The organism is Listeria grandensis, from assembly GCF_014322885.1.
Classification (GTDB): Bacteria; Bacillota; Bacilli; order Lactobacillales; family Listeriaceae; genus Listeria_A; species Listeria_A grandensis.
Window position 1 is genome coordinate 78,359 of sequence record NZ_JAASUG010000010.1, and the last position, 25,866, is coordinate 104,224.

The window sequence follows — 25,866 nt, forward strand, 5'->3', positions numbered from 1 at the left end:
TTGCCTCATCCCCATTGTACAGAAAATGACGCCTCCATTCAATCGTTAGTCCTCGTTCGTCACCATCTTTGTATAGGTAGACACACAAACCAAATAATAAACAATGAAAAATAGCGTGTAAACCGTCGTACTAATCATCACCGGAACACCCACACTATACATCGCATTCACCGTCAGCCCAATCATCGCCGCAATACTGTGAGAAACCCCTAAAATAAGCGGAATCAAAAACACAGGTAATACTTGTTTGGCGACGACGCGACGCACTTCCTGCTGGCTCATTCCCATTTTCTGCAACACAGCAAAACGCGGTTTCTCGTCCACCGCCTCCGTGATCTGCTTGAAATAAATAATGCTTCCTGTCGCCGCAAAAAACACGATGCCCATAAATATACCGATATAAAGGAACACACCGACAAGCGTACTAATCATGTGATAGTTGGAATAAAAACTCGACAAGTTCATGTTCCACCAATAACTTGGCTCGCCGATCACATTTTTGATTTTTTGATCAAGCGCCTCCGCCTTATCCTCATTCGTTACCTGAAAAATATCAATATGATTCGGCATCGTTTTTTGTGCTACTTCTTTATAAAGCGCATCATTAACAACAAGCACCGATGAGACCATATCCGCATTAAAAATGGTATGATCATACACATCCATAATTTTCACCTTGTAATGCCTTGAGTTATTTTTAAAAGTGAGCTTGTACGGCTCTTTCATCCACGCCTGCTTTCGGTTGCTATTCTCAAAAGCATCAGTGGGGGACAAGAAAATCGCCTGATCCCTGTCCAACTTCTTTATTTGCTTCCAATTATCGCCCAGCTTTTGCGCCAAACGATTATAATCCGACATCGAAATCACCGAGAAACGATCCATCCGTTGATCCAAATACGAATTGCTCTCACCCACTTCATTGATCACGCCTGCCGTATATACATCTGCGGCTTCATGGTAAATCAGCGCATTCGTCTTGCTATCACGAATCGCCGCATAAATCTCACTTCGCTCCGTCTGCGTACTCCAACTCGTCTGATAACTATTCGGATTTGAGTTCTCCGTAACCGAAATAATGTTCGTATACAAAGAACTAAGCGTCCCGATAATCGTCAGTGTCGTCGCGCTTAACACAGCAATCATCGTCAGTGTCCCCGCCGTCTTCTTCATACGATAACGCAGCCATGTCACCGTCAAAATATTCGTACCACGATAGAAAAACGACTTGCGCAAAAACAGCTTATAAACAACATACGGAAACAAGAATCGCAGTAACAACCATGTCCCTAAAATCACTCCAAACAACACAAACAACATCGACCAAAAAAAAGTATTACTCGACCAAAACATTGAATTTTCGACCGATCTAGTCGCTAAAAAATAACAAAATCCAATTAAAAGCACTCCGATAATCGATAACGTAAGCGAACCCTTCGCTGGATGCTTCTCCCGTACATCTGCTTTAAACAACTCAATCATATTATGCCGATACACGATCCAATAGCTATTTGCCGATGTCACGATCAAAATAATCCCAAAAACGAAAATCGTCGAACCGATCGCTGACCATGAAAAGGTAAAGCCACTTGGAATCGATAAGTCCATAATTCGAAACAGCAACATCGAAAAGAACTTCGAAAAAAAGATACCAATCAGAATTCCCGAAACTACGGCCATCACATGCATCATCAAATTCTCGTAGAAAATAATGCGTCCAATCTGCCCCTTGCGCAAACCGAGCAACGAATAGAGCCCCAGTTCTCGCTTCCTACTTCGCGTAAAATAATTGCTCGAATAAAAAACAAAAAAGGCAACAAATAAAATAATCACAATCGAAGCCGCTAAAAAGACACCGTACGCGCCAAGTTCCCATTTCTTAAAGATGGTTCCAATACTCTTATTATAAGCCAGTGATACGAACGTAAAGTAAATCAACACACTCAAAATCAGCGATCCTAAATACATCGAAAACTGGCCAAAATTTTTGCGAACATTTGTAAAAGCAATTTTAAATAGTGTCATTCATTCCACCGCCAAGCATTGCTAGCACATCTAAAATCTTCTGAAAAAACTGTTTTCTGGTCGCCGTCCCGCGATATATTTCCGTAAACAGCTCCCCATCCTTGATAAATAAAATACGCTCACAAAAACTCGCTGCAAAAGCGTCATGCGTTACCATCATAATCGTCGCATTCCGTGCCTCGCGCGCTTGAACCAAGCTCTCCAACAGGTTCGTCGCCGCTTTCGAATCAAGCGCCCCCGTCGGCTCATCTGCAAAAATCAAGGCCGGATTAGTGACCATTGCCCGACTCACCGCCGTGCGTTGCTTCTGACCGCCCGATATCTGACTTGGATATTTATCCGCAAGCTCTAGAATCCCAAACTGCCGCATAACATCCGCCACACGAGCCTCCACATCCGCCGTTTTCACCTTAGAAAGCGATAATGGCAATGCGATGTTATCCTTAATCGTCATCGTATCCAATAAATTATAATCCTGAAAAATAAAGCCTAACTTATCCCGTCTGAAAACCGCCATCTCCTTCGCTCGCATATCTTCAAATGGTTTCCCATCGATTTCAATGCTTCCCGACGTTGCCTTATCAATCGTCGAAAGTACATTCAATAATGTGGATTTCCCAGCACCACTCGGCCCCATTACACCAACAAATTCACCCTTATGTACCTCTAAACTCACACTATTTAGCGCAGGAAACAGCGTACTTTTCGAGCCATAAACTTTTCTCACATTCTTTGCCTTTAAAATAACACTCATCTATCCATTCCTCCGCTCCAAAACACTCTACTGCATCCATTGTACACTAAAAGCCTGCGCCTGCCCACCTGACCTTGAGACCTAGAAAAACAAAAAGGAGACCCGTTGCATTTTCTTAACAGTTCAAAAACCATCAAAAAAATGCAACGCGTCCCACTTATGCATTACTATTTTATTTTCACATCAAGTGTTACCTTCACATTATCACGAGTCGCCTTCGAATACGGACACATTTCGTGCGCTAATGCTACTATTTTCTCCGCTTCATCACGGCCGACATCCGCAACCTCTGCCAAAATGGCAATGCTAAGCTTGTACCCGCCAAGCGCATCATCCTCATTCATAGAAACTGCAACCGTAATCGCGGCCTTCGCATCCGACTTCTCTTTGCGTGCCACCGATTGAAACGCGCTACCAAAACAGCCCGCATAGCCGAGCGCAAACAATTCTTCTGGATTTGTACCACTGCCACCTTCACCGTTAAAAGACTTCGGTCGACTTAGCTTAAACGATAAATCACTATCATTAGAACTCACCGTTCCAGTCCGACCACCAACGCCCGTTGCACTCGTCGTAAAAAATGTTTTTCCCACAGAAATAACCTCCTTAAAAAGATTTTCTCTCGTTCGCTACCCTTCTTTTATTCCCTTAAAGAGTAGTTAAAAAACATTAATCCCCGGTCTGATAACGCTCCATACATTCTGCCATCAGCTCTTCCAAATCAGCTAGCGGTAAATTGACATCCGCCGCCACGATGTCCCACGCCATTTCGCGCTGATCCTTAATCTTTGTATACACCAACATCCGACCTTGTGAAAAAAGCTTGAAGGAAGGTTCCGTAATTTTCACTTCTACAATATTATCCCAAGTTTGAAAGTCCCCCCGATAAGCGATCCCCTCCGCGGAAAGTTCCAATGTTGGCGACAAATTAAGCAAGCGGAATAATGGCCGGATCACAACAAATCCAATAAAAATCAACAAAATCAGTTTTTCCGTCCCATTCACCGCTTTAATATGATCAAACATAACATAAAGCAATATCCCAATTGCAATCCAAAGCAAACTACTCGAAATCACGAGCGTCGGATTCACTTTAAACTGCGCCTTTTCACCATTTTCAATCTTTTCTGCAAAATTTTCTGTCACTATAAAAACCTCATTTAAATTTAGACTTACCTTCATTGTACCTTGAATAAAAGCAGAAAGATAGGTCATTCTCGACAATATATTATTTTTCAAGGTACAATGAAACAAATGAAAGGTGGCTCAACAATGATTAATGAAATGAAAAACGGCAGAACTTCATTTTTTGATGGTGGCTTATTACAATTTATCGGTTGGAGTATTTTAGGAATTCTTGTGACCGTACTAACAGCAGGCATTTGTTATCCGTGGGCGCTGACAATGATTTATGGTTGGAAAATACACCATACCGTGATTGAAGGCCGTCGCATGCAATTCCATGGCTCCGCATTTGGCCTATTCGGAAATTGGATTAAATGGCTACTACTGATTATCATTACGCTTGGTATCTATTCCTTCTGGGTGTTTATTAAACTAGAAGATTGGAAAGCTCGAAATACAACATTTGCAAGCTAAATAAAAATAGAAAGCCCGTCTCTAGTTGGATAACAAAGAGACAGGGCTTCTTAAACCTCGACTGTTTCTCGTAAACGAATAGGGCTCGTTGATTTTTTAAGCCTGCCTATTTACTGAGCAATTGCTATGCTACATTTGGCACCTTTTACACCAAAAGTCTGGCAACACCGATATATACGTCTTCTCAAACGTCATCAAATCATACAACATTTTGTCATAATACCCGAATTCATCCTCGCGTCCCAACAAGTCATTCATCGCCTTCATCCGACCCAGTGCATCATGCGCCATATCCCTTAGCTCAGGAATAATATACCCCGTAATCTTTATCTGTCCAAATGCTGTTGCCAGAACGACTTGATCCGACATCCAGACAGCCACCTCACTATCCGCCACAAGCTTAGCAAGCGAGACCTCATCCATATCTTTCGGTGGAAAATACGTCATGTCCCACTGCTCCTCCATGATATGTCGAGGAAAATTAGACAAACTAATCCCTTCTACTGCCTTGTCTTGAAAAAACGCCTCCAAAGCCGCGAGTGTATCGGCACCTTCCTCACTTCCAAATGGAGCTTCCTCATCCGAACAATCCAAATAAAAATCCGATTTAAAATGTGACACAAAATGTGGGTGACTCGTCTTACGATCCGGTCCAACTTCTTGATTATCAAAATACATGTCAATAGCCATTCGTTTATCTCCTTTTCTTCAAATTTGTGATTGTATGCACAAATATATTCTACCAAACCTCGCTTGAAAACAAAAGCTCTTTACCGATTGAAAAAACCTGCCCAGTGTTGTAAGATAAAAGCAGTTTTCGAATGAAGAAAAGAGGGATTGTCATGGTCAAGCTGTTGCTTATCGTTCCATTTATATTTATATTGGCCGGAATGCCTTTCGCAAATCGTATTCATCCAATGGTACTCGGCATGCCATTCAATTTATTCTGGGTTGCTGCCGGCATCTTACTCTCCACTTGCATCCTAGCCATCGTTTACCATTTCGATAAGCAAAATAAGGAGGAAAAACAATGACCGCACTCATCATCTTAACTGCCTTTTTCCTGCTGACATTAGCGATCGGAATTCGCGCCCGTCAAAAGCAAAAAATGAACCTTGAGAACTGGGCAGTCGGTGGACGAAGCTTCAATACCGTTTTCGTATTCTTGCTCACAGCAGGCGAAGTCTACACCACCTTCTCCTTTCTCGGCGGAAGCGGTTGGGCCTACTCCAAAGGAATATCCGCCGTCTACGTCATGGTCTATATCGCCTTATCCTACGTCACATCCTATTTTCTATTGCCACTCATCTGGAAGTACGCGCACGAACATCGTCTCGTTTCCCAGTCTGACTTTTTCGCTAAAAAGTACAATAGTAACTTGCTCGGTGTTGTGGTGGCTCTCGTTGGTGTGATCGCGATTATTCCAATCGTTGTCATTCAATTAAAAGGACTCGGCATCATCGTTTCACTTACATCTTACGGCGCGATCCCGATGAAAGTTGCCGTCGTGGTTGGCACCATCGCTATCATTATTTATTCCGTTATTTCTGGGATTCGCGGCATTGCATGGATTGCCGTTCTAAAAGATTTCATGATTCTCGCGGTCATCGTCTTTATGGGAATCTACCTACCCGTTCATTATTATGGCGGCATCGGGCAGATGTTCGAACAAATCGCTGCGGTAAAGCCAGAACTACTCACATTTCCGCACACGACATACACCGTTACCTGGTTCATCTCCACCGTTCTATTTTACGTGTTGGGCTTCTACATGTGGCCGCAAGTTTTCGCCTCGACATTCACCGCGAAAAACGCCAAGACTTTCCGTAAAAACGCGATTATTAGCCCTATTTACACGTTGATGCTCCTATTCGTGATTTTTATTGGACTTGCCGCTGTTTTACAAATTCCAGGCTTAGAAGGCGACGCAAGCGATCTCGCGCTTTTGCAACTCGCAATGAAGACGTTTGATCCATGGTTCGTTGGCATTATTGGCGCAGCAGGAATGCTAACTGCCCTTGTTCCCGGCTCGATGCTCCTCATGAGCGCAGCCACACTGCTGACGAAAAACATTATTTACAGCTATAAGCCAGACACCCCAGAACAAAAAATTGCGAATCTTTCTAAGTTTTTCGTCCCAATCCTCGCGATTATTTCTTGCTTGTTCGTTTTTCAAGGCGGAAATGCACTCGCAGCGATTTTACAAGTCGGCTATAGCTTGATCGTTCAACTATGCCCATCCCTATTTGCCAGCTTGATGAAGCACAACCCTGTCACAAAACAAGGCGTGCTGGCTGGTATCGTTGTCGGTATATTAATCACGATTTTCATCAGTAACTATAGCATGACACTCGCAACACTACTACCCGGTGTTCCAACTGCAATTAGCGATATCAATATCGGCTTCTTACCACTAATCGCAAATATAATCGTGACATTCATCATCAGTTTCATCACACGCAAAAAAACTCAGGCGGCCTAAAAAAGGCGTCTGAGTTTTTATTTTCAATCCATATCAATCGTCGTTTTTCTTCTTGTCAAGCGTAGGATCACATAATATACAACCCCGACTGCAAGCCATGAAATCCCAATAATCTTCGCCAAATTATCTAAATTAATCATCACGTACAGAATAATCAAGAATCCAATCACTGGTACGACAAGATGTAACAAATAGTTTTTCGATTTCATTTTAATGATGTAATGGTAAACGACCGAAACGTGTATGACTAGGAACGCCGTTAACGCACCGCAGTTTACGATCGATGACAAAATCCCGATATCGTTCACGAACACAAGCCCTACAACAAGCGATACAAAGCCAACCATGAGCGTGCTCAAGTATGGTGTCTGAAAACGCGGATGAACTTTTGCGAGGAACTTCGGTAAGTTTTGATCGCGGGCCATCCCGAACAGAATTCGTGAAATAGCCGCTTGAGCTGCGAGCGCATTAGCAAATCCCCACGAAAGAATCGTCGCGATAATCGTTATATTTTTCAAGAACGGTCCACCAGCTTCCCCTGCAATTTGATAAAAAGCTGTATCGATATTATCAAAGTTTAGATAATCTGGATGAATCAACGCGGCAATATACGTTTGAATAATGAACAAGAAACCGACCAGCATGAGCGCCCATAAAATCGCTTTGCCGACCGTCTTATTTCCACCTTTCGTCTCCTCAGCCAGCGTACTAATACCATCAAATCCTAGGAAACTCAGCACGGCCACCGAAACCGCCGTCATCACGAATGGTAAATTGAAATCGACCGCATTATAAATCGGTTTGATCGTCACGCCATCACCAACGCCATTGGAAATCGCAACGATACCAACTGCAATAAAAATCGCCAACACGATCAATTCACCCACAAGGAAAATGATATTCGCGCGCGCCGTAAAGGCAATACCTCGAATGTTAATCCAACTGTTCACGAGAATGAAAATAACGAGCCAAATCCAAACTGGCACATCAGGAACAATCGCTTTTAACGAGTTCGCTGACACAACATAAAGCAAAGCGGGCACAAAGACATAGTCTAACAAAATCATCCAACCAGCTAAAAATCCGACTGTTTTGTTAATTCCGCGCTGGGCATAGGCATATACCGATCCTGCGATTGGAAACGCCCGTGACATCGATCCGTAACTCAGCGCCGTAAACAGCATCGCGACCATACCAATCATATATGTGAGTACGATCATTCCCTTCGATGCTGTTACCACTTCTCCGTAAATCCCAAACGGAGCAATCGGAACCATAAATATAAGTCCGTAAATGACTAAATCCTTCAGTGTTAATGTTCTCTTTAATTCTTGTTTGTAGCCAAATGACTCCAAACTCCCTTTTTCTGGTTGACCCATGTTAATTCAGCTCCTCTGTGCTCCATTTTGTAAGGTATGTGAGTGGTAATTCCATCCGTGCCGTTTTATTTGGATCAACAATTTGGCACACTCGTAAATTACCTGTTAGCGACAATAAATGAATCGCCTCACCTTTTGTCAAATCCGCGTAGCGCTCCACAAAATGAACCATTTGCTTCGTTGCCATAACGCTTGCTGTATCTAATGTTTTTGCGGATGCAATCGTACTTAACTTCCCATCACGAACTAAAAACGGCGTTGGCCAATCTTTATTTTTGAAAACGTTAATCGTAACGGTGATATCACATGGCACTTCCGCTCCACAAACCGAGACTTCCCCGTCGCCCATTGCAGCGTGACAATCCCCCATCGCAAGTAAGGCTCCAGCTACGTTCACCGGTAGAAACAATGTCGTTCCCTCCCCAATTTCCTTGCAGTCCATGTTCCCGCCATGAGCATCGGGCGTTCCACACGAAACTGGCTCTCCTGCAGGCGCTGTACCAATCACACCAATCATCTTATTCAGTGGCAAATCAATTTTTTCTGAAAATTTAATCGCTCCGTTTTTGATAGGAAGACGACGAATTGTATTTTCTGTTAGCTCATCACCTATCACGCCAGCATCCGGACCTGTGAATAATGTCGCTGTATCCCCAATATCCAATTTCTCAATCGTGACCGCTAAAATATCACCAACCTCAGCGCCCTCCACAAAAACAGGCCCAGTCGCCGGATTAATCCGATTCCAGTCCAGCTTCTCAAAAGCACCATCTTCATCTGTGATCTGATCCTCAAAACAATCATACGCCTCAAAAATAAGTCGATCTCCGTCTTTTGCAGTTGCCACTGGTTTATTCCTTTTATCCATGGCATAAATCGGCGCGCCTTTTTTTATAATATGTACCATTTCGCCTCACCCTTTCTTTTTGGATGCATTTATCTTATAGCTAAACGGCGCATTTGTCAATGTAGATTTTTGACAATTTAGAATCCTAAAAAAACACCATACATACTCGTATGGCATCTCGTCCTTCTATTTTTTTGAAAAGTACTCGCTGATTTTATAATTCACTCGCATGCTGCCTCTACACCTATCCCAGCCAGAAAATCGACCAGTATATCCGCAATAACAAAACCAAGATGGTAATCCAATTGCGTTCTTTATTTTTCGGTATAAAATCAAAAACATGCGAAATAAGCGCTACAAGCACGAACTAAAAAAGCTGGCTAATCGTGATCACAAAATCCATCCCTTTACGCGTTTAATCGTTGTTCTAGCTTCCCTCTATAGTCATTTATCCTATCTAACGCTGTCACAAATTCAAAATCGCTCATATTATAGTTTGTGACAAAGTTCCCGTTCCATTCACGAATCATCAGTGAAGAACGAACAGCATCATCAATCGCATCTTTATTCGTTGTCCCACTATAGAACACCCAATGCGTTGCTGTTGAAGGGTTCTCTAGCTTTTGTGCAAGATCACTTTGAACCGTAGACACAATCGTCTCCAAAAGCGCTTCATCTAAGTCACCTTCCACATAACCATACCAAACCGTGCGGTAGAACTCGGATTCGTGTTCGTGCGTTTCATCAAATAGCTTTTTCATATCATAACTCCTCCTTTGCGTGTGACCGCACTTCTAAACGAGCGATCCCCTATATTATAGCATGTTTCTAATGCCAGTTGTACCAATCTCCAGACCTTGAAAAGAAAAGTAGGGAGACAAATTCTAAATCCGATTTTGTCCCCTCTTCCCTAGGAATCGTATCTGATCTGCTACAAATTAGGATTCGTTAGACAGCTCTCCTTGTAGTACCGTCACACACTCCACATGCGCTGTTTATAGCTCTCGTTTCTTATGGTCTTAATTTATATTTATTCGTATTTTATACCGCGCTAGGGTGGATTTTTACTGTTTGCCACCCAAGAATGATATCATTAAAGCGACCAGCTAGCACCTAATCGCTTTTGTCTTATGATCGAGATGAGCACCGATTAAGTAATCGGATATGCAAAAACTAAAGACCCTCGAAGGTTAATTCGGGGGCTCTAATCTAGAGATAATCCTAATTCATTTTTATGGAATTCCAAAATAAGATCATCCGTTATTTGTTTATTCCAATTTTCCTGATACACCAAATCCCATGGTGTGTCAGCCTGATGAGTTAAACTTACCAAATCATTAGCGGAATAATCACCATAATATTGAACGCTCTCTATAATAGACAATGCTTTATCCAAACCATTTTCAGAACTTAGAACTTTCATAAACACTGGGTTAAATGCTGAATCTCTCATATGAAAGCGCGAACTATCATCATTGGCACTATAGATTGTGTTGTACCCATATTCCCTAAAGGCTGAATAAACTTCTTCTATAACTGGACCGTACTTGTATGCTACCACCTTTTCGTTGAACAACTTCGCTTTAAACTTAGTCAAATATTCAGCATAGCAAAGATACACAAGCTTCTGGAGCTTTAATTGAGTAACTTCCATCATACTAATTATCACTCTAGCAACATCCAACGCGCTAACATCTGTATCATCGTACAGCCGCTCTAAGAACTCATCCATATCCTCTACAGCAAACACATCTTCAAAAAAACTATCCTTCTTAACTACTGATTGCCAATCCAAAGAATCTGTGGTTAATTTGTGCATACCAAAGCTTATATCGCCTTTTTTCATAGCTTTATCAAGAAATGTATCGATTTTTTTAGAATCTAATCTATCGTTAGATGCATAATGCCAACCAATTCTTAAACCTTTATCAAAATCGCTTGCAATGGCGATAAAATGATATGTCATAAACCTTTCACCCTTTCATTTGCTTTTGAATTATTATAATCATTTGGCCATGAAATATAGCTTCTCTTCGCTTTGTGATCGCTATGCAGTCGTTCATTTTCTACCTCGTTATCTTTTGCCCAAACCTGAAGTTCCCAAGGGAAATTAAAGTTATTATTATTATTAAAGTAGAAATGAATCCCTTTATACCCATCTTTATTTTGATAATAGCTTCTCAATCCATCTTTACTTGCTACTCTCCTGCATAAATCTTGGGTTTCATGACTCATAATATCAATTCCGTCTATCATCAATCTATACCCCATTACATCGTTCAAACATTTATTTAACGGATACCCTTCTCCTGCCTGATTTTTGCTATAATGGAATAATTTATTGATTATGGAATCCTTTTGTTTAACTCTAGTTCGTATTTCCCATATTTCGTTTTCGAAGTCATATTGAATTTCTGACAAATTTGAGAATTGTCTATTCAACAAGATATGATACTCATCTACTATTTCAAGAAATTCCTTATTAAACATCTTCCCATTCAACATATTGTGAACCGTAGCCTTCTTCAAATTGATTAATTTTGAGTTTGATGTTTCTTTCCAGTTATCTGAAAAAGATTGGTGCAATTTCAGAATCTCATCCGCAAAAAGTTCAAATTTATTTTCATCCATCCTCGCTCATCCCCTATGAAAAATAAACAAATATATAATGTTTTATATCCTAATTATTATAAACAATCACTTGAAAGTCAAACTTTAACATTATATCCGATTTTTCACAGAAGTAAAGATTTCACTCATAGCACCTCAACTAATTTTTATAATATAAACAAATAGCATAATACCAATGTTTCAAGTGTAAAAAACAAAACACTGTAACATTAATGTAATGATATCGGTTGCCTACATATGTCTAGTAGTCAAATATTACTGTTATTAAATTTATAATACCACACTTTTTTTATATAGTAAAGCAAAAAGAGAACAAGTGTTCTTTTTTGTACGCGCCCCAAAAGTAGAGGGCTTTTATGTCTCAATTAAAATCCGCGTACCTTCTTCAAAAGTCGGAGATTCTGCGAAGTACTGCCATTATAATCTTTAATACCATACTGTTGGAGTACTTTGAACGCGAAATATAATCAGATACGTTCTTAACAGATTTTAGATAATCCACTAATAAAATACATTTATATCCTGATTGCATTGGTTTACGTGGCGAAGCACCTGCTTTTAATTTATTCAATAGAGCCATATTCGGTGCCGCTGTTCCAGTATAGTTTACGATGCCATACTTAGGACTAGCTTTTATGGTTAGCCATGTTGGAATCGATATTTTTACTGCTCAAGTAGTCTACAATTGACTGCTTAACACTCTCTAATGTCTCTGTCACCTCTCTTGCGAAGTGATGAATCAACGACATCTGATTTTTCCAATTATGCAAGGTATAAATCCGCTTGAAAGAAATACGGAGAATATTATACTCAAAATGATTTTGTATGTACAAAAGAAAACGGAACGCTTGTATCTCAAAATTCAATGAAATATTTAAGCCGCGTTGTGAACTATGATCTTGGTATCAAGTTTAGCTTCCATTCTCTGCGCCGTACACAGGCTAATAGAAAGCGGAGCTAACACTAAAGGGGTGTTCAAGTTCGTTTAGGGGGCATTCTACAACGATAGATACCTACTCTCATGTTACGCCAAAAATGGCAGATGACACTGTAGATATTTTTGAAGATAAGATAAAATAATGCCACCGCCTTTCAACAGGCGGTGGCATGAGGGTGGGAAATGGTGTTTTTCCATCCTCTTATAACATTGCAAAGCGTTACGGTTTAAGCGTTAGCACCGTCACACACTCCACATGCGTTGTATGAGGGAACATATCTACCGGTTGTACCACTTTTGCCTCATATCCGCCCTCGGTTAACACGAACATGTCTCGTGCTAATGTGGATGGGTTGCAGGACACATACACGACACGCTCAGGCTTCATTTTCAAGATCGTCTGGAGCAACGCCTCGTCGCAACCTTTACGCGGTGGGTCAACAACAAGCACGTCAGCCTTCACGCCGTCTTTAAACCATGCAGGAATAACTTCTTCCGCCTTCCCAACCTCAAACGTCACATTATCCATCTCGTTCAATTTAGCATTCGCTCGTGCATCTTCAATTGCTTGCGGCACAATCTCAACTCCGTACACATGCTTCGCTTCTTTCGCCAAACAAAGCGAGATTGATCCAATGCCGCAATAGGCATCAATAACCGTCTCCCTGCCTGTCAGCCCCGCCAATTTCAACGCTTCGGCATATAAGATTTCCGTCTGCACGGGATTCACTTGATAAAAAGACCTCGCGGAAATCGCAAAAGAAATACCGTGAATCGTATCCATAATGTATTCGCGCCCAGCAAGAACCAGCGTCCGATCACCAAATATAACATTCGTATTCGCCGCATTCACATTCTGAACTAGCGATGTTAAGCCTGGAATCGCGTGCTGCAACTCCGCAACAATCTGTTCCTTATTTGGAAAATTCGGCTTCGTTGTAACGATGACTAGCATCAATTCCCCCGTCGTCGTCGCAAATCGCGTCATCAGATGCCGTAACACACCTTTTCTGGTTGTTTCATCGTACGGCTCCATATGATACTTCGCAAAAATCTCGCGCGCTAGCTGAATCGCTTCATCATTTTGTTCCTGTTGAATCAGACACGTATCCATATCAATAATCTGATGCGATCGTTGTTGGTAGAAGCCAGCGACTAGCTTTCCATTGACAAATCCGACTGGCACTTGTGCCTTATTTCGGTATCGCCAAGGCTCCGCCATTCCAAGTGTCGGCAATACCTCCACATCCTGCTTCCCAATCCGCTTCATCACCTGCGCCACCTGTTTCTGCTTCATGCGCAATTGCCCATCATAGCTCAAATGCTGCAACTGACAACCGCCACACTGTGCATAAACAACGCAAGGCGGCCTCACCCGATCCACACTTTCCTTCGTCAACTCGATAATTTTGCCAAATCCGTAGTTCTTATTCGTTTTAATAACCTTAATCCGCGCCATCTCTTCCGGCAAACCTTGTGGCACAAAAATCGGATAGCCATTTATTTTAGCGACGGCATTGCCATCATGCGTTAAATCCTCAAAAACTACATCCATGCACTCATTCTTACTCACTGGAGCCCCCATTAATAGCCCTCCCTCTCTTTTCTCGACTCTTTATTATAACAAAAAAAAGGATAAGCGCATACCTATCCTCTACTTCTTAATCACATATTCTAATCCGACTGGTTGCTCAATTTCTTCGTCGCTATCTCCTTTGAAAAAAACAAGTGATGTCTTCTCTGCACTAAATTGATAATGCAATTGTCTAGGGTAAGCGATAACCTGCTCTCCAGCCTCAATATTAAATTCATCTTCTAAATACTGACTCGATATTTTAGCATTAATTCCTAATACAGGTGCGATTTTCTCCGCCAACCGACTAGAATAATCGGTCTCTAATTTCTCGTTCACTTGTAGCGGTGTGCCAACTGTTGTTGTAAGATTAAATCCTTTACCCGCCACCTTCTCAAGCGTACCATTCAAAATGGAGTAACTTGTTAAAAAACCATCGACCTTGTCGTGCGTATACTGAAACGTCGCTGGGTTCATTACTGTCGACACCTTATTTGCAAAAATTCGAATGCGGAAACGATCCATTTCCCGGTATTTCGAATCTACTTTTGCCATTTTAGTGAGCACGGTCTTATTGGTTGTATCTAAAATCAAATCGCCATTGTTCGCGATACTCGTCACGGTATTGTCACCCTTAATAGGCACGACCAGATTCGGCTCAATCGCAATACTCGTACTGGTTTTAATCCACGTTCTATTACTATCCATTAATTTCGCTTGATCAATCTCAGGCATTACTTCTTCTGCCTGCACATTCCAAAATATCAGAAAGGCTGCACCCCCGATGGCTATGCATGCCAATAAACCAATGATAAAACGGCTTATACGACTATTCTTCAAGTCGCAAACACCTTCTTTCTTGTATCTCGCTTTGTTCGTAACAGCTTCCACCATTATATCGCATTTTACGATTTAATACAAGTTGTTTACAATAATTACATTAATTCCTTGATATATTACAAAAACAGTACTCCCCTGGAAAGAATATGGCTACCCTGTATATTAATCAATCATTTCCATTTGTTTATTGTTTAAGTCAGACGCTGGAATGTCTGCTACATTGGCGAAAAAGGAGATGTGTTGCTTCAAGTTTTGGAAGATCATTGGTGTTTCTCCACCTAATTCCCCGTCCAAATTAATCAACATCTGATCATCGGAATGCACGACCACCTTCTCCGATTTCACATAAATCACGTTTGGCTCCTTGATGTGATCACCACGTAAAGCCAGCGTCACTAACCGGATAAACTCTGCCAGATTCACTTTTTTCACGATAATCAATGAGAATTTGCCATCGTCCAATTTAGCGTCAGGAGCTATTTTTTCAAAACCACCGATTGAATTCGTCAATCCGAGTAGGAAAAACATCGCTTCTCCTTCAAAAACGCCATCATCATATTCCACTCTGACATGCGTCGCCTTTAACGATGGTAACATTTCAATGCCCTTCAAATAATAAGCTAGCTGCCCGAGCATGGTTTTCAAACGACTCGGCACATCGTACGTAAGCTCTGTAATGCGACCACCACCACCGATATTGATAAAATACGTATCATTAGCTCTTCCGATATCCATCGCGACGCTAGCACCTTTAGCAATGATCTCCGTCGCTTTAATCACGTCACGCGGAATTTTCAGTGCCCTCGCAAAGTCGTTCGTCGTTCCAGTTGGGATAATTCCTATTTTGGGTCGATATTCCTGTTCAGCGATACCATTAATAACCTCATTAATCGTACCATCACCGCCAGCTGCTACCACTAAATCATAGCGATCCTCCACTGCTTTTCGTGCTTCATTTTTAGCATCATTTTCAGCTGGTGTCGTTGCATGGGAGCTCGTTATATATCCCGCATTTTCTAGTATTGTTAACACATCAGCCAAGTTTTTCTTAATAATTTCTCTTCCTGATGTTGGGTTATAAATCACTCGCGCTCGTTTCTGCATATTATATTCTCCATCCTCTCAAAAAGGAGTCTATAGGTGTAATATTTTTACACCGAACACTTTTCATTATACCAAACTAGCCTCCAAAAACCCATTCTGAAGCTATCGTCTTGCTTAAAAAATGCAAAAAAGTTACTAGGAGCGTCTATTTTCCCGCCCCTAATAACTCTGTATGTTATTTAACGTTTGTTCATTTCATCTACCAAAATTTCATTAACCATTGTTGGATTTGCTTGACCTTTCGTCGCTTTCATCACTTGGCCAACAAGGAAACCAACCGCACGATCTTTACCATTTTTAAAGTCGGCTACAGATTGTTCGTTTTGATCTAGAATACCGGAAATAATACCTCTGAGTTCGCCGGCATCCGATATTTGAACAAGGCCTTTCGCTTTCACTACTTCTTCCGCGTCGCCACCGTTTGTAATGAGTTCACGGAAAACTTTTTTAGCTATCTTGGATGAAATCGTTCCTTTTTCGATGAGGTTGATCATGCCAGCAAGATTTTCAGGTGTTAGCTTGGTATCGACAAGTTCTTGTTGCTCTGCATTTAGGTATGCAGAAACTTCACCCATTAACCAGTTCGACGCTTGTTTTGCATCGGCACCTTTTTGAATGGTTGCTTCAAAGAAATCGGACATTTCTTTTGTTAGTGTAAGAACCATCGCATCATATGCTGGTAAACCAATTTCTTCTACGTAGCGCACTTGGCGTTTGTCTGGAAGGTCTGGAATTTCAGCACGAATGCGTTCTTTCCACTCATTATCGATATATAAATCCACCAAATCTGGCTCTGGGAAATAACGATAATCATCGGAACCTTCTTTGATACGCATCAACGTCGTTTTCCCTGTGGCTTCTTCAAAACGGCGTGTTTCTTGCTCAATGATGCCGCCTGCCATTAGAACTTCTGCTTGGCGTTTGATTTCGTATTCGATACCTTTACGCACGTTTGTGAAGGAGTTCAAGTTTTTCAGCTCCGTTTTTACTCCGAACGCTTCTTGACCTACGGGGCGAATTGAGATGTTCGCATCACAGCGCATCGATCCTTCTTCCATTTTGACGTCGGAAACGCCTGTATATTGGATGATCGACTTGATTTTTTCAAGGTAAGCATAGGCTTCATCAGCTGTACGCATATCTGGTTCTGACACGATTTCAACAAGCGGCGTGCCTTGACGGTTAATGTCGACAAGGGAGTAGCCGTGTGATGTATGCGTATTTTTACCAGCGTCCTCTTCCAAGTGAAGACGGGTAACACCGATACGTTTTTTCTCACCATGTACTTCGATATCAATCCAGCCGTGTTCGCCGATTGGTTGGTCGAATTGTGAGATTTGATAGGCTTTCGGATTATCTGGATAGAAGTAGTTTTTACGGTCGAATTTCGTGTGCTCTGCGATTTCACAGTTGATTGCCATCGCTGCTTTCATACCGTATTCGACTGCTTTTTTATTCAAAACTGGCAAAACGCCTGGCATCCCAAGGTCCACCACGTTCGTATTCGTATTCGGCTCCGCGCCAAAATGAGCAGGTGCCGGCGAAAAGATTTTGGATTCTGTTTTCAATTCTACATGGACCTCAAGTCCGATTACTGTTTCAAAATTCATATGTCTCGCCCTCCCTTATAAACTTGGTTTTTCTTTATGGAATTCTGTTGCTTGTTCAAATGCATGCGCCACACGGTAAATCGTTTTTTCATCGAAGTAGTTACCAATCACTTGCAAACCGACGGGCATACCTTCTGAGAGTCCACAAGGAACCGAGATCGCCGGAAGACCAGCCAAGTTAATCGGAATCGTTAACAAATCATTTAAATACATCGTGATTGGGTCATGGATCAATCCGCCAATATCAAAGGCAACAGTTGGTGCACTTGGCCCGATAATCACATCGTAATCTGCAAATACATTCGCAAAATCTTGCTTGATTAGCGTACGTGCTTGTTGTCCTTTTTTGTAATATGCATCGTAATAACCGGAGCTAAGCGCAAAAGTTCCTAGCATGATACGACGTTTTACCTCATCGCCAAAACCTTCGGCGCGTGATTTTTTGTAAAGCTCTTCCAATGTATGCGCGTTTGGTGAACGGTAACCGTAGCGTACGCCGTCAAAGCGAGCCAAGTTCGATGACGCTTCACTCGATGCTAAAATATAATAACTTGCTACGCCATACTCAGAATGAGGAAGCGATACTTCATCCCATGTTGCGCCTAAGTTTTCTAACGTTTTCAACGCTTTTAAAACCGCTTCTTTCACGCCTGGTTCCACGCCTTCACCGATGTACTCTTTTGGCACGCCAATGCGTAAACCTTTAATGTCACCCGTCAAGTGAGACGCAAAATTCTCCACTGGCTGATCGATCGACGTGGAGTCATGCGGATCCACACCAGAAATCGCTTCTAGCAAATACGCGTTGTCCTCCACGGTACGCGTGATCGGCCCAATTTGGTCAAGTGACGATGCAAAAGCGATTAAACCATAGCGAGAAACGCGGCCATATGTAGGTTTCATCCCAACAACACCACAGAATGCAGCCGGTTGACGAATCGAGCCACCCGTATCTGATCCTAATGAAAACAATACTTCACCAGCAGCTACACTCGCAGCGCTACCGCCTGAAGAACCACCTGGTACTTTATTTAAATTCCACGGATTTGCCGTTGTTTGGAAATAAGAATTCTCGGTTGACGAGCCCATTGCAAATTCATCCATGTTTACTTTTCCGATATTAATCGTTTGTGCCGCTTTTAATTTTTGCATCACCGTTGCGTCGTAAATTGGATCAAAGTTCTCCAGAATTTTACTTGCGGCAGTCGTGCGCAGGTTTTTCGTCACGATATTATCTTTAATACCGATCGGCAGACCTGCTAACATATTGTTTGGATCAATCCCAGCATCCCCAAGTTCTTCGGCAACATCTAACGCCTTATCACGGTTCAACGTAATAAACGATTTCACTTTATCTTCTACAGCATCAATACGGTCAAATGATTCTTTGACAAGATCGTATGGCGCGATTTCTTTTTTTACAAGCTTTTCATGTAGGTCTTTTACTGAATGCTCAAATAATCCCAAATTAATTCCCTCCTGCTTTCCTAAAATTAGTCTTCCATAATGGTTGGTACTTTGAACATGCCATCCTGTTGGTCTGGCGCGTTTCTTAATACTTCCTCGCGTGGTAAACCTGGAATCGATACATCTTCACGCAACACATTCGACACTTCAATCGCATGCGATGTTGGCGCCACGTTGGCCGTATCTAATTCATCTAATTTCTCCACCATCTGAATAATTTTCTCTAATTGCTCTGAGAATGCTTGCGCCTCTTGATCGCTTACTTCTAAGCGTGCCAAGTTGGCTACTTTCTCCACGGTTTCTTTTGAAATAGTTGTCAAAATTTCTCCTCCTAATCAGAAGAAAAGCACCTCGTTCGATACTTTCCTTCTTAAAAATATAATTACTCGAAAATATGCGCTGTTGGCGTATCATCATTTGCTTTACGCGTAATCAGTGCGGCTGTACCATCAGTTGTAGTAATATTAACCTGAATTGCGGCATTTGTCGAGAGGTGTTTTCCAAGTAAATCCGTCACATATTGCGTGAAACCAATAATTTCTGCTTCTCCGTAAAATTGTAGCGGTATATCAATGTTTAACTCTGCCATCTCCCCGTTCTCATAACGAGCGCGTCCAACGACACCCGTGTAGTTCGGGTAATACTTCTCAATGTCGGCTTTAAAATCTTCAAAAGAAGTGTTGTCGGTTTTATGATCCGACTTTGCATCTGAGGACGGCAATACATAACTTTTCTCATCGATGGTCTTCCATTTCCCGACATCCGCACCGTCGGCATTCGCCATCGCGATAAAGTTTCCAGGAACGACACCGTCACGCTTACCTTGCTTATAGATCGCAATCGTAACCGGCACACTATCCAATCCTTTAGTAGCTCGAATCCGGCTTAAAACCGTCGCTGCCATCTCTTTTCCTTGAGCAAGTAGCGTCTCATCCGAAATATTTTGCTCATATGTGGCGCCAAATTTCTCTTTTTGATAATAATCAACGGAATTCATCGCTAAGGCAATCGAAATACCTCCAAGCCCCACCGTATTCTTATCCGTTTTCTTCAAATAATCTTGCTCTAAAATATGCGCCAAATAAATCGGGGCACGTTGCTCGTCCGTCTTACCATTATCTTTTGGATTAAGTCCATCCTTGTTCTTATCACTCGATCGATCCAACCACTTCGTCAAGGTCTCTGTCGTCAAATACTGACCTTCTTGGAAAAGATAGTCATCCGGCGAATAACTTGTTTGCGAAACCCGCATCAATCCAGATTCCAACTCATTAATATCGTAACGTGAGTTGATGTTTGATACGACTAAACCACGAGATTTACTCGCTTTATACGGCAAAACAGTTTTGTAATAATCCGAGGAAATTTGATTCTTTGTCATAATACCTGTTTCCGCCTGTTTCGTGTCTTTCTTCTGTACAACCTGCTCATCCGAATTGAGGCTCGGGGCGCATCCTGCAAGTAAAAGCGCGGTGCTAAGGGAAACTACTAGTAATTTTTTCATTTGTTTTGACCACCTTCATCTGGTAAATATTCCATTAATTTTTGCTCGCTCCACACTGGTATACCTAATGCTTCGGCTTTAGCCAGCTTGGAACCTGCATCACTGCCTGCCACAACAACAGCCGTGTTTTTACTTACGCTCCCCGTTACATTTCCACCTAACATTTCAATTAATGCTTTCGCTTCCTCACGCTTCAGATGTTCTAATTTCCCTGTTAAAACAACTTTCTGATTCGCAAAAACAAGCGCTTCTTCTGGCATTAATTCCAGTTTCGGACCTGTATACATCATATTGACTTCTGCTTTTTCTAACTTCGCTAACAAATCATGGACTTCTTCATTTTCAAAATAAGCGACGATAGAGTCTGCCATCTTCTCACCAATATCAGGCACCTCCATAAGCGCTTCTTTCTCCGCCTCACGGAGCGCATCCATCGTTTCGAAATATTGTGCTAAAACTTTCGCAGCCTTCGCACCAACATGGCGAATTCCAAGACCAAACAGCAATTTCTCCAACGAATTCTCGCGACTCTTGTCAATCGATGCCAATAAATTTTGAACGGATTTCTCGCCCATTCTCTCTAATTCTACCAGTTTTTCACCCGAAAGGAAAAACAAATCGGCCACATCCGCAATTAATTTTTGTTCAAACAGCTGAACAACTACTTTTTCGCCTAGGCCATCGATGTTCATTGCATTACGTGAAACAAAGTGAATCAAGCCTTCTTTTAGTTGGGCAGGACATTTCGGATTGATACATCGAAGCGCCACTTCCCCTTCTAAACGGACAAGCTCACTTGCACATGTCGGGCAGTGCGTTGGCATATGATACGGAACTTGCTCTTTCGTCCGCTCTTCCTCCACAACCCGGATTACTTCTGGAATAATATCGCCCGCTTTTTTGATTAAAACGGTATCGCCAATTCGAATATCCCGCTCGCGGATCAAATCCTCATTATGAAGGGACGCTCGGCCAACTGTCGTTCCAGCTACGCGAACCGGCTCCAGAATCGCAGTTGGTGTAACTACACCCGTCCGACCAATGCCAAGCTCGATGTCGAGTAATTTCGTCGCCACTTCTTCGGCTGGAAATTTATATGCAATAGACCAACGTGGTGATTTCGCAGTAAATCCGAGCGTTTTTTGCTGCTCCAAACTGTCGACCTTAATGACGATGCCGTCAATGTCATACGCTAATCCTGCGCGTCCATTTGTCCATTCATCAATATACGCAAAAATTTCTTCTAAAGACTGGCACAAACGACGTTCCTTGTTAACTTTCAAGCCTAGTTTTTCAAGTGTTGCTAAGCCTTCACTATGTGTCGCCACACCCATCTCGCCAAAGTCGGCAACAGCATACAAGAAAATATCTAAATTTCGCGATGCTGCAATTTTTGTATCTAATTGACGTAGAGATCCTGCCGCCGCATTTCGCGGGTTTGCAAAGACCTCCAGTCCTTCTTCTTCTCGCTTTTCATTCAAACTTTGAAATGACTGCTTTGGCATGAACGCTTCTCCGCGTACTTCAATCGTGAACGGCTCTTTTAGCGCCATCGGAATAGAGCGCACTGTCCGCAAATTCGACGTAATATCCTCACCAACCGTCCCGTCACCGCGCGTTGCTCCACGTTTATACCTGCCCGCTTCATATTGTAAAGAGACAGCTAAACCATCGATTTTGAGTTCACACATGTAGGCTACATCCTCGCCCACCTTCTCACGCACGCGACGGTCGAAATCCTGCAAATCCTCATGGTTAAACGCATTGCCTAAACTTAGCATTGGCGTTTCATGCGCCACTTTTTGAAAACCAGCAAGTATTTCCCCACCAACACGCTGAGATGGCGATTCTGGCGTCACCCAATCCGGATGCTTCTCTTCAAGACCAATCAATTCATGCAAAAGTTGATCATACAAAGAATCCGGCGCCGTTGGATTATCCGCCACATAGTATTCATAACTAAGCCGCTCCAATTCCTTTATCAGTTCTTCATAACGCTCTTTTTCAGCCATTTCACTTCACCTACTTATACTTTTTCAACAGGCGCAAATTCCGCCAGCAATCGTTTTACTCCAGTTGGACTCGGGAAGGCAATATCAAGTTCCATATTACTCCCAGTTCCTTTCACGCTAACAACCGTTCCGACGCCCCATTTCTTATGACTCGCCTTGTCGCCAACTGTCCACGCCTCTTTTTCAGCGCCTGATGAACTGTAACCAACCACCGATTTGCTATGCATTGCTGACTTCGCAAATGGCACTTCTGTCAAACTGTTCTCATGACCCATTTCAATCAGATCATTCGGAATCTCATCAATAAAACGCGACTCCTTGTTCGCCGTCGAACGACCATACAACATTCGCGAGTAAGCGCTCGTCATATACAGCTCCTCTTCAGCGCGCGTAATACCAACATACGCCAGTCTACGCTCCTCTTCCATCTCATCTTCCTCGAAAAGCGCCCGACTATGCGGAAAAATCCCTTCCTCGAGGCCCACTAAAAAGACAACTGGAAATTCCAAACCTTTGGCTGAGTGGAGCGTCATAAGCGTCACTGCCCCACGAGATTTATCCTCTTCATCCAACTTATCCACATCCGCAACAAGCGCCAAATCCGTCAAAAAGCTAATCAACGTCTTATCGTCGTTTTCCTTCTCAAAATTTTGTGTCACAGATAAGAACTCATCAATATTCTCCAAACGCGTCTGCGCCTCAATCGTCCGTTCATTTTCTAACATTGCGCGGTATCCTGTTTTATCAAGTACTTGTTCCACGAGCTCCGTCACGGACAAGTAATCCTGCATTTGCGTGAAACCCTTCATCAGATCATGGAACTCCACTAATTGTTTGGAAATTTTGGCAGAAAGTCCAACCATTTCGATACGATCCAACACTTCAAAAACCGTCAAATCGTACGCTGCCGCTGTATTTGCAATCTTATCCAACGAACCCGCGCCAACTCCACGTTTTGGTACATTAATAATTCGCGCCAAACTAATGTCATCATCATTGTTCGAAATCAGGCGCAAATACGCCAGTACATCCTTGATCTCTTTACGATCATAGAACTTCGTACCGCCAACCATTTGATACGCCATGCTCGACTTCATGAAAAATTCCTCCATGACACGCGACTGCGCATTCGTCCGGTACAAAATCGCAAAATCTGAAAGCGGCCGGTTCGACGCAATAACTTCTTCTTGAATTTTGCCGACAACATAAGAAGCTTCTTCCTTCTCCGTCAATGCCTTATGATAAAAAATCTTCTTACCTTCATCATTGTTCGTCCACAGATTTTTTGGTTTCCGATTGCTATTGTTCTCAATCACCCGGTTTGCCGCTTCCAAAATCCGCTTCGTCGACCGATAGTTCTCTTCTAAAAGAATCGTTTGCGCGTTTGGATAATCTTTCTCAAACGACATAATATTCGTAATATCCGCACCACGCCAACCATAAATCGACTGATCGGAATCCCCAACGACACACAGATTACGGAACCTAGCCGCAAGCAACTTCACTAAAATATATTGCGCATGGTTCGTATCTTGATACTCATCTACATGAATATACTGAAACTTCCGTTGATAGAACTCCAAGACGTCTGGCACTCGTTCAAACAACTGAATCGTCACCATGATTAAATCATCAAAATCTAGCGACTGGTTCTTTTTGAGCTTCTTCTCGTACTCGACATACACATCCGCAACCATCTGATCGTAAAAACCAAACGCTTCCTTCTTGTATTCCTCCGCATTGGTAAGCTCGTTCTTCGCGTTACTAATCGACGCCAAAATCCCACGCGGCTCAAACTTCTTCGTATCGACATTCTTGTCCTTCAAAATGCCCTTCACAACCGAAAGCTGATCCCCGCCATCCAAAATCGTAAAATTGCGGTTAAAACCGATCCGTTCAATATCCCGACGTAAAATTCGTACACACATCGAGTGAAATGTCGAAATCCAAATCGATTCTGCTTCAGGTCCTAGCAAATTACCAACACGCGCTTTCATCTCACGCGCCGCCTTATTCGTAAACGTGATCGCCAAAATATTATACGGATTCACGCTACGTTCCTTCATCAAATAAGCAATACGATGCGTCAAAACACGCGTTTTCCCACTGCCTGCTCCCGCCATAATGAGTAGCGGCCCTTCTGTCGCTTGGACCGCCTTCTTTTGCTGTGGGTTCAATCCTTTTACTAAATCTTCCGCATTTAATTGCATTTTATCCTCACACCGCCAATACAAACATTTGTTCTTATTTTAACTTTTTAAGCAACCGAAAGCAAGTAAAGTTATCGAACCGCACTCACCGTTTCCAACGCCTGCTCAAAATCTTCGTACAAAATATTACCAACGACAATCACATCCGCGATTTCACTCATTTCCCGTGCCTGAGCAACCGTCCTAATGCCACCGCCATACCAAAGCTTCGTGTTCACAAGCTCATTCCGCGCGGCTTGAACCATTCGACTATCACCAAAAGTGCCACTATATTCGACATAAAAAATCGGCAATCGGAGCATGTTTTCTGCAATGCTCGCGTATGCCGCCACATCATCCGCAGATAAATCTGTATTTGCCCTTGCGAGTTGTGCCGCTTTTGCCTCTGGGTTTAAAATGCAATACCCTTCTGTTTGGACATGTGGCCACGGAATAAAAGAGCCATATTGCTTCACAATCTCGTGATGCGCGCCAATCAACCAAGTCACGTCTGTCGAATTTAGAACCATCGGAATCAAGTAGTCGCTTGCACCAGGCACAATCATCGCCTCGTCACTCACCTCAATAAAAACCGGTAATCCCAAACTCGCAAAAGTCCGAAATAAATCCTGTACTGCGCCTATCTCTAGCCCATCTGAACCACCAATAATAAACCCGTCAGTTCCAGACTGAGCCAATCGCTGTACAGCTAGATTTGGTAACTGCTTAGCTGGATCTAATTTGAATAAATGTTTCACCAAAGCCCCTCCATCATGTATATGAGTGAAATAATTCCGCGTATGAAATAATAACCTAAGACTTTGTAAAAATATCGCGTCTTGCTTCGAACGCTAACTGATGGATTACATACTCGCTCCGCTCCTATGCATATTGGTAGCGTAACTCACTTCTCTTC

General features: G+C 42.4%; 23 protein-coding genes. 3 read left to right on the top strand and 20 right to left on the bottom strand.

Going from position 1 to position 25,866, the window contains the following annotated elements:
* Positions 1-45 precede the first annotated feature (45 nt).
* The 4 genes from HCJ54_RS12855 to HCJ54_RS12870 form a co-directional block, all read right to left on the bottom strand.
* The gene (locus HCJ54_RS12855; RefSeq protein WP_187137935.1) at positions 46-2,022 is read right to left on the bottom strand and encodes an ABC transporter permease; all 1,977 of its coding nucleotides are present in this window, start codon (positions 2,020-2,022) and stop codon (positions 46-48) included.
* Positions 2,009-2,776: an ABC transporter ATP-binding protein gene (locus HCJ54_RS12860; RefSeq protein ID WP_187137936.1), complete on the bottom strand. Its 768-nt coding sequence runs from the start codon at positions 2,774-2,776 to the stop codon at positions 2,009-2,011. The genes HCJ54_RS12855 and HCJ54_RS12860 overlap by 14 nt, the downstream gene beginning before the upstream one ends.
* Before the next feature lie 167 nt (positions 2,777-2,943).
* Positions 2,944-3,369 carry an Ohr family peroxiredoxin gene (locus HCJ54_RS12865; RefSeq protein WP_036066332.1) on the bottom strand — a complete coding sequence of 142 codons (426 nt, stop codon included), beginning with the start codon at positions 3,367-3,369 and terminating at the stop codon, positions 2,944-2,946.
* 76 nt (positions 3,370-3,445) lie between these two features.
* Positions 3,446-3,922 carry a hypothetical protein gene (locus HCJ54_RS12870; protein WP_036066333.1) on the bottom strand — a complete coding sequence of 159 codons (477 nt, stop codon included), beginning with the start codon at positions 3,920-3,922 and terminating at the stop codon, positions 3,446-3,448.
* Between the two features lie 126 nt (positions 3,923-4,048).
* Between HCJ54_RS12870 and HCJ54_RS12875 the strand changes: the two genes are divergently transcribed.
* A complete protein-coding gene (locus HCJ54_RS12875) occupies positions 4,049-4,375 on the top strand; it encodes a DUF898 family protein (RefSeq protein ID WP_187137937.1) in 327 nt (108 codons plus the stop codon).
* A gap of 129 nt (positions 4,376-4,504) precedes the next feature.
* Here HCJ54_RS12875 and HCJ54_RS12880 read toward each other — a convergent pair whose 3' ends face one another.
* The gene (locus HCJ54_RS12880; protein WP_222713032.1) at positions 4,505-5,065 is read right to left on the bottom strand and encodes a molybdate metabolism regulator; all 561 of its coding nucleotides are present in this window, start codon (positions 5,063-5,065) and stop codon (positions 4,505-4,507) included.
* Between the two features lie 131 nt (positions 5,066-5,196).
* On the opposite strand from HCJ54_RS12880, the gene HCJ54_RS12885 reads away from it, so the two are divergent.
* Positions 5,197-5,409 (top strand): DUF3311 domain-containing protein, encoded by a 213-nt coding sequence (locus HCJ54_RS12885; RefSeq protein ID WP_221644848.1) that lies wholly within the window; start codon positions 5,197-5,199, stop codon positions 5,407-5,409.
* A complete protein-coding gene (locus HCJ54_RS12890) occupies positions 5,406-6,857 on the top strand; it encodes a sodium:solute symporter family protein (RefSeq protein ID WP_187137938.1) in 1,452 nt (483 codons plus the stop codon). Before HCJ54_RS12885 ends, HCJ54_RS12890 begins: the two co-directional genes overlap by 4 nt.
* A gap of 23 nt (positions 6,858-6,880) precedes the next feature.
* Here the strand turns inward: HCJ54_RS12890 and HCJ54_RS12895 are convergent, their stop codons facing one another.
* From HCJ54_RS12895 to pcrB, 15 genes are all read right to left on the bottom strand, one after another.
* Positions 6,881-8,236: an APC family permease gene (locus HCJ54_RS12895; RefSeq protein WP_187137939.1), complete on the bottom strand. Its 1,356-nt coding sequence runs from the start codon at positions 8,234-8,236 to the stop codon at positions 6,881-6,883.
* A gap of 1 nt (position 8,237) precedes the next feature.
* Complete coding sequence (locus tag HCJ54_RS12900; protein WP_425324809.1) at positions 8,238-9,143, bottom strand: acetamidase/formamidase family protein; 906 nt, start codon at positions 9,141-9,143, stop codon at positions 8,238-8,240.
* A 347-nt stretch (positions 9,144-9,490) separates the two neighbouring features.
* The gene (locus HCJ54_RS12905; RefSeq protein ID WP_036066343.1) at positions 9,491-9,844 is read right to left on the bottom strand and encodes a hypothetical protein; all 354 of its coding nucleotides are present in this window, start codon (positions 9,842-9,844) and stop codon (positions 9,491-9,493) included.
* Between the two features lie 443 nt (positions 9,845-10,287).
* A complete protein-coding gene (locus tag HCJ54_RS12910; RefSeq protein ID WP_187137940.1) occupies positions 10,288-11,049 on the bottom strand; it encodes a Panacea domain-containing protein in 762 nt (253 codons plus the stop codon).
* Positions 11,046-11,714, bottom strand: coding sequence for a nucleotidyltransferase family protein (locus HCJ54_RS12915; RefSeq protein ID WP_187137941.1), 669 nt, complete (start codon positions 11,712-11,714; stop codon positions 11,046-11,048). The genes HCJ54_RS12910 and HCJ54_RS12915 overlap by 4 nt, the downstream gene beginning before the upstream one ends.
* Positions 11,715-12,871: 1,157 nt before the next feature.
* Positions 12,872-14,236, bottom strand: coding sequence for a 23S rRNA (uracil(1939)-C(5))-methyltransferase RlmD (gene rlmD, locus HCJ54_RS12920; RefSeq protein WP_187137942.1), 1,365 nt, complete (start codon positions 14,234-14,236; stop codon positions 12,872-12,874).
* 69 nt (positions 14,237-14,305) lie between these two features.
* Positions 14,306-15,064 carry a hypothetical protein gene (locus tag HCJ54_RS12925; RefSeq protein WP_187137943.1) on the bottom strand — a complete coding sequence of 253 codons (759 nt, stop codon included), beginning with the start codon at positions 15,062-15,064 and terminating at the stop codon, positions 14,306-14,308.
* Positions 15,065-15,226: 162 nt separating this feature from the next.
* Positions 15,227-16,168: a diacylglycerol kinase gene (locus HCJ54_RS12930; protein ID WP_187137944.1), complete on the bottom strand. Its 942-nt coding sequence runs from the start codon at positions 16,166-16,168 to the stop codon at positions 15,227-15,229.
* A 179-nt stretch (positions 16,169-16,347) separates the two neighbouring features.
* Positions 16,348-17,778 (bottom strand): Asp-tRNA(Asn)/Glu-tRNA(Gln) amidotransferase subunit GatB, encoded by a 1,431-nt coding sequence (gene gatB, locus HCJ54_RS12935; protein ID WP_187137945.1) that lies wholly within the window; start codon positions 17,776-17,778, stop codon positions 16,348-16,350.
* 15 nt (positions 17,779-17,793) lie between these two features.
* Complete coding sequence (gatA, locus tag HCJ54_RS12940) at positions 17,794-19,245, bottom strand: Asp-tRNA(Asn)/Glu-tRNA(Gln) amidotransferase subunit GatA (RefSeq protein ID WP_036066348.1); 1,452 nt, start codon at positions 19,243-19,245, stop codon at positions 17,794-17,796.
* 26 nt (positions 19,246-19,271) lie between these two features.
* Complete coding sequence (gene gatC / locus HCJ54_RS12945) at positions 19,272-19,565, bottom strand: Asp-tRNA(Asn)/Glu-tRNA(Gln) amidotransferase subunit GatC (protein ID WP_036066349.1); 294 nt, start codon at positions 19,563-19,565, stop codon at positions 19,272-19,274.
* A 62-nt stretch (positions 19,566-19,627) separates the two neighbouring features.
* On the bottom strand, positions 19,628-20,749 hold the full coding sequence (locus tag HCJ54_RS12950) for a CamS family sex pheromone protein (protein ID WP_036066350.1): 1,122 nt from the start codon (positions 20,747-20,749) through the stop codon (positions 19,628-19,630).
* Positions 20,746-22,761 carry an NAD-dependent DNA ligase LigA gene (ligA, locus tag HCJ54_RS12955; protein ID WP_187137946.1) on the bottom strand — a complete coding sequence of 672 codons (2,016 nt, stop codon included), beginning with the start codon at positions 22,759-22,761 and terminating at the stop codon, positions 20,746-20,748. Before ligA ends, HCJ54_RS12950 begins: the two co-directional genes overlap by 4 nt.
* 14 nt (positions 22,762-22,775) lie before the next feature.
* Positions 22,776-24,971, bottom strand: a complete 2,196-nt coding sequence (pcrA, locus tag HCJ54_RS12960) for a DNA helicase PcrA (protein ID WP_185411196.1) — start codon at positions 24,969-24,971, stop codon at positions 22,776-22,778.
* Between the two features lie 71 nt (positions 24,972-25,042).
* Positions 25,043-25,708 (bottom strand): heptaprenylglyceryl phosphate synthase, encoded by a 666-nt coding sequence (gene pcrB / locus HCJ54_RS12965; RefSeq protein ID WP_187137947.1) that lies wholly within the window; start codon positions 25,706-25,708, stop codon positions 25,043-25,045.
* Between the last annotated feature and the right edge of the window lie 158 nt (positions 25,709-25,866).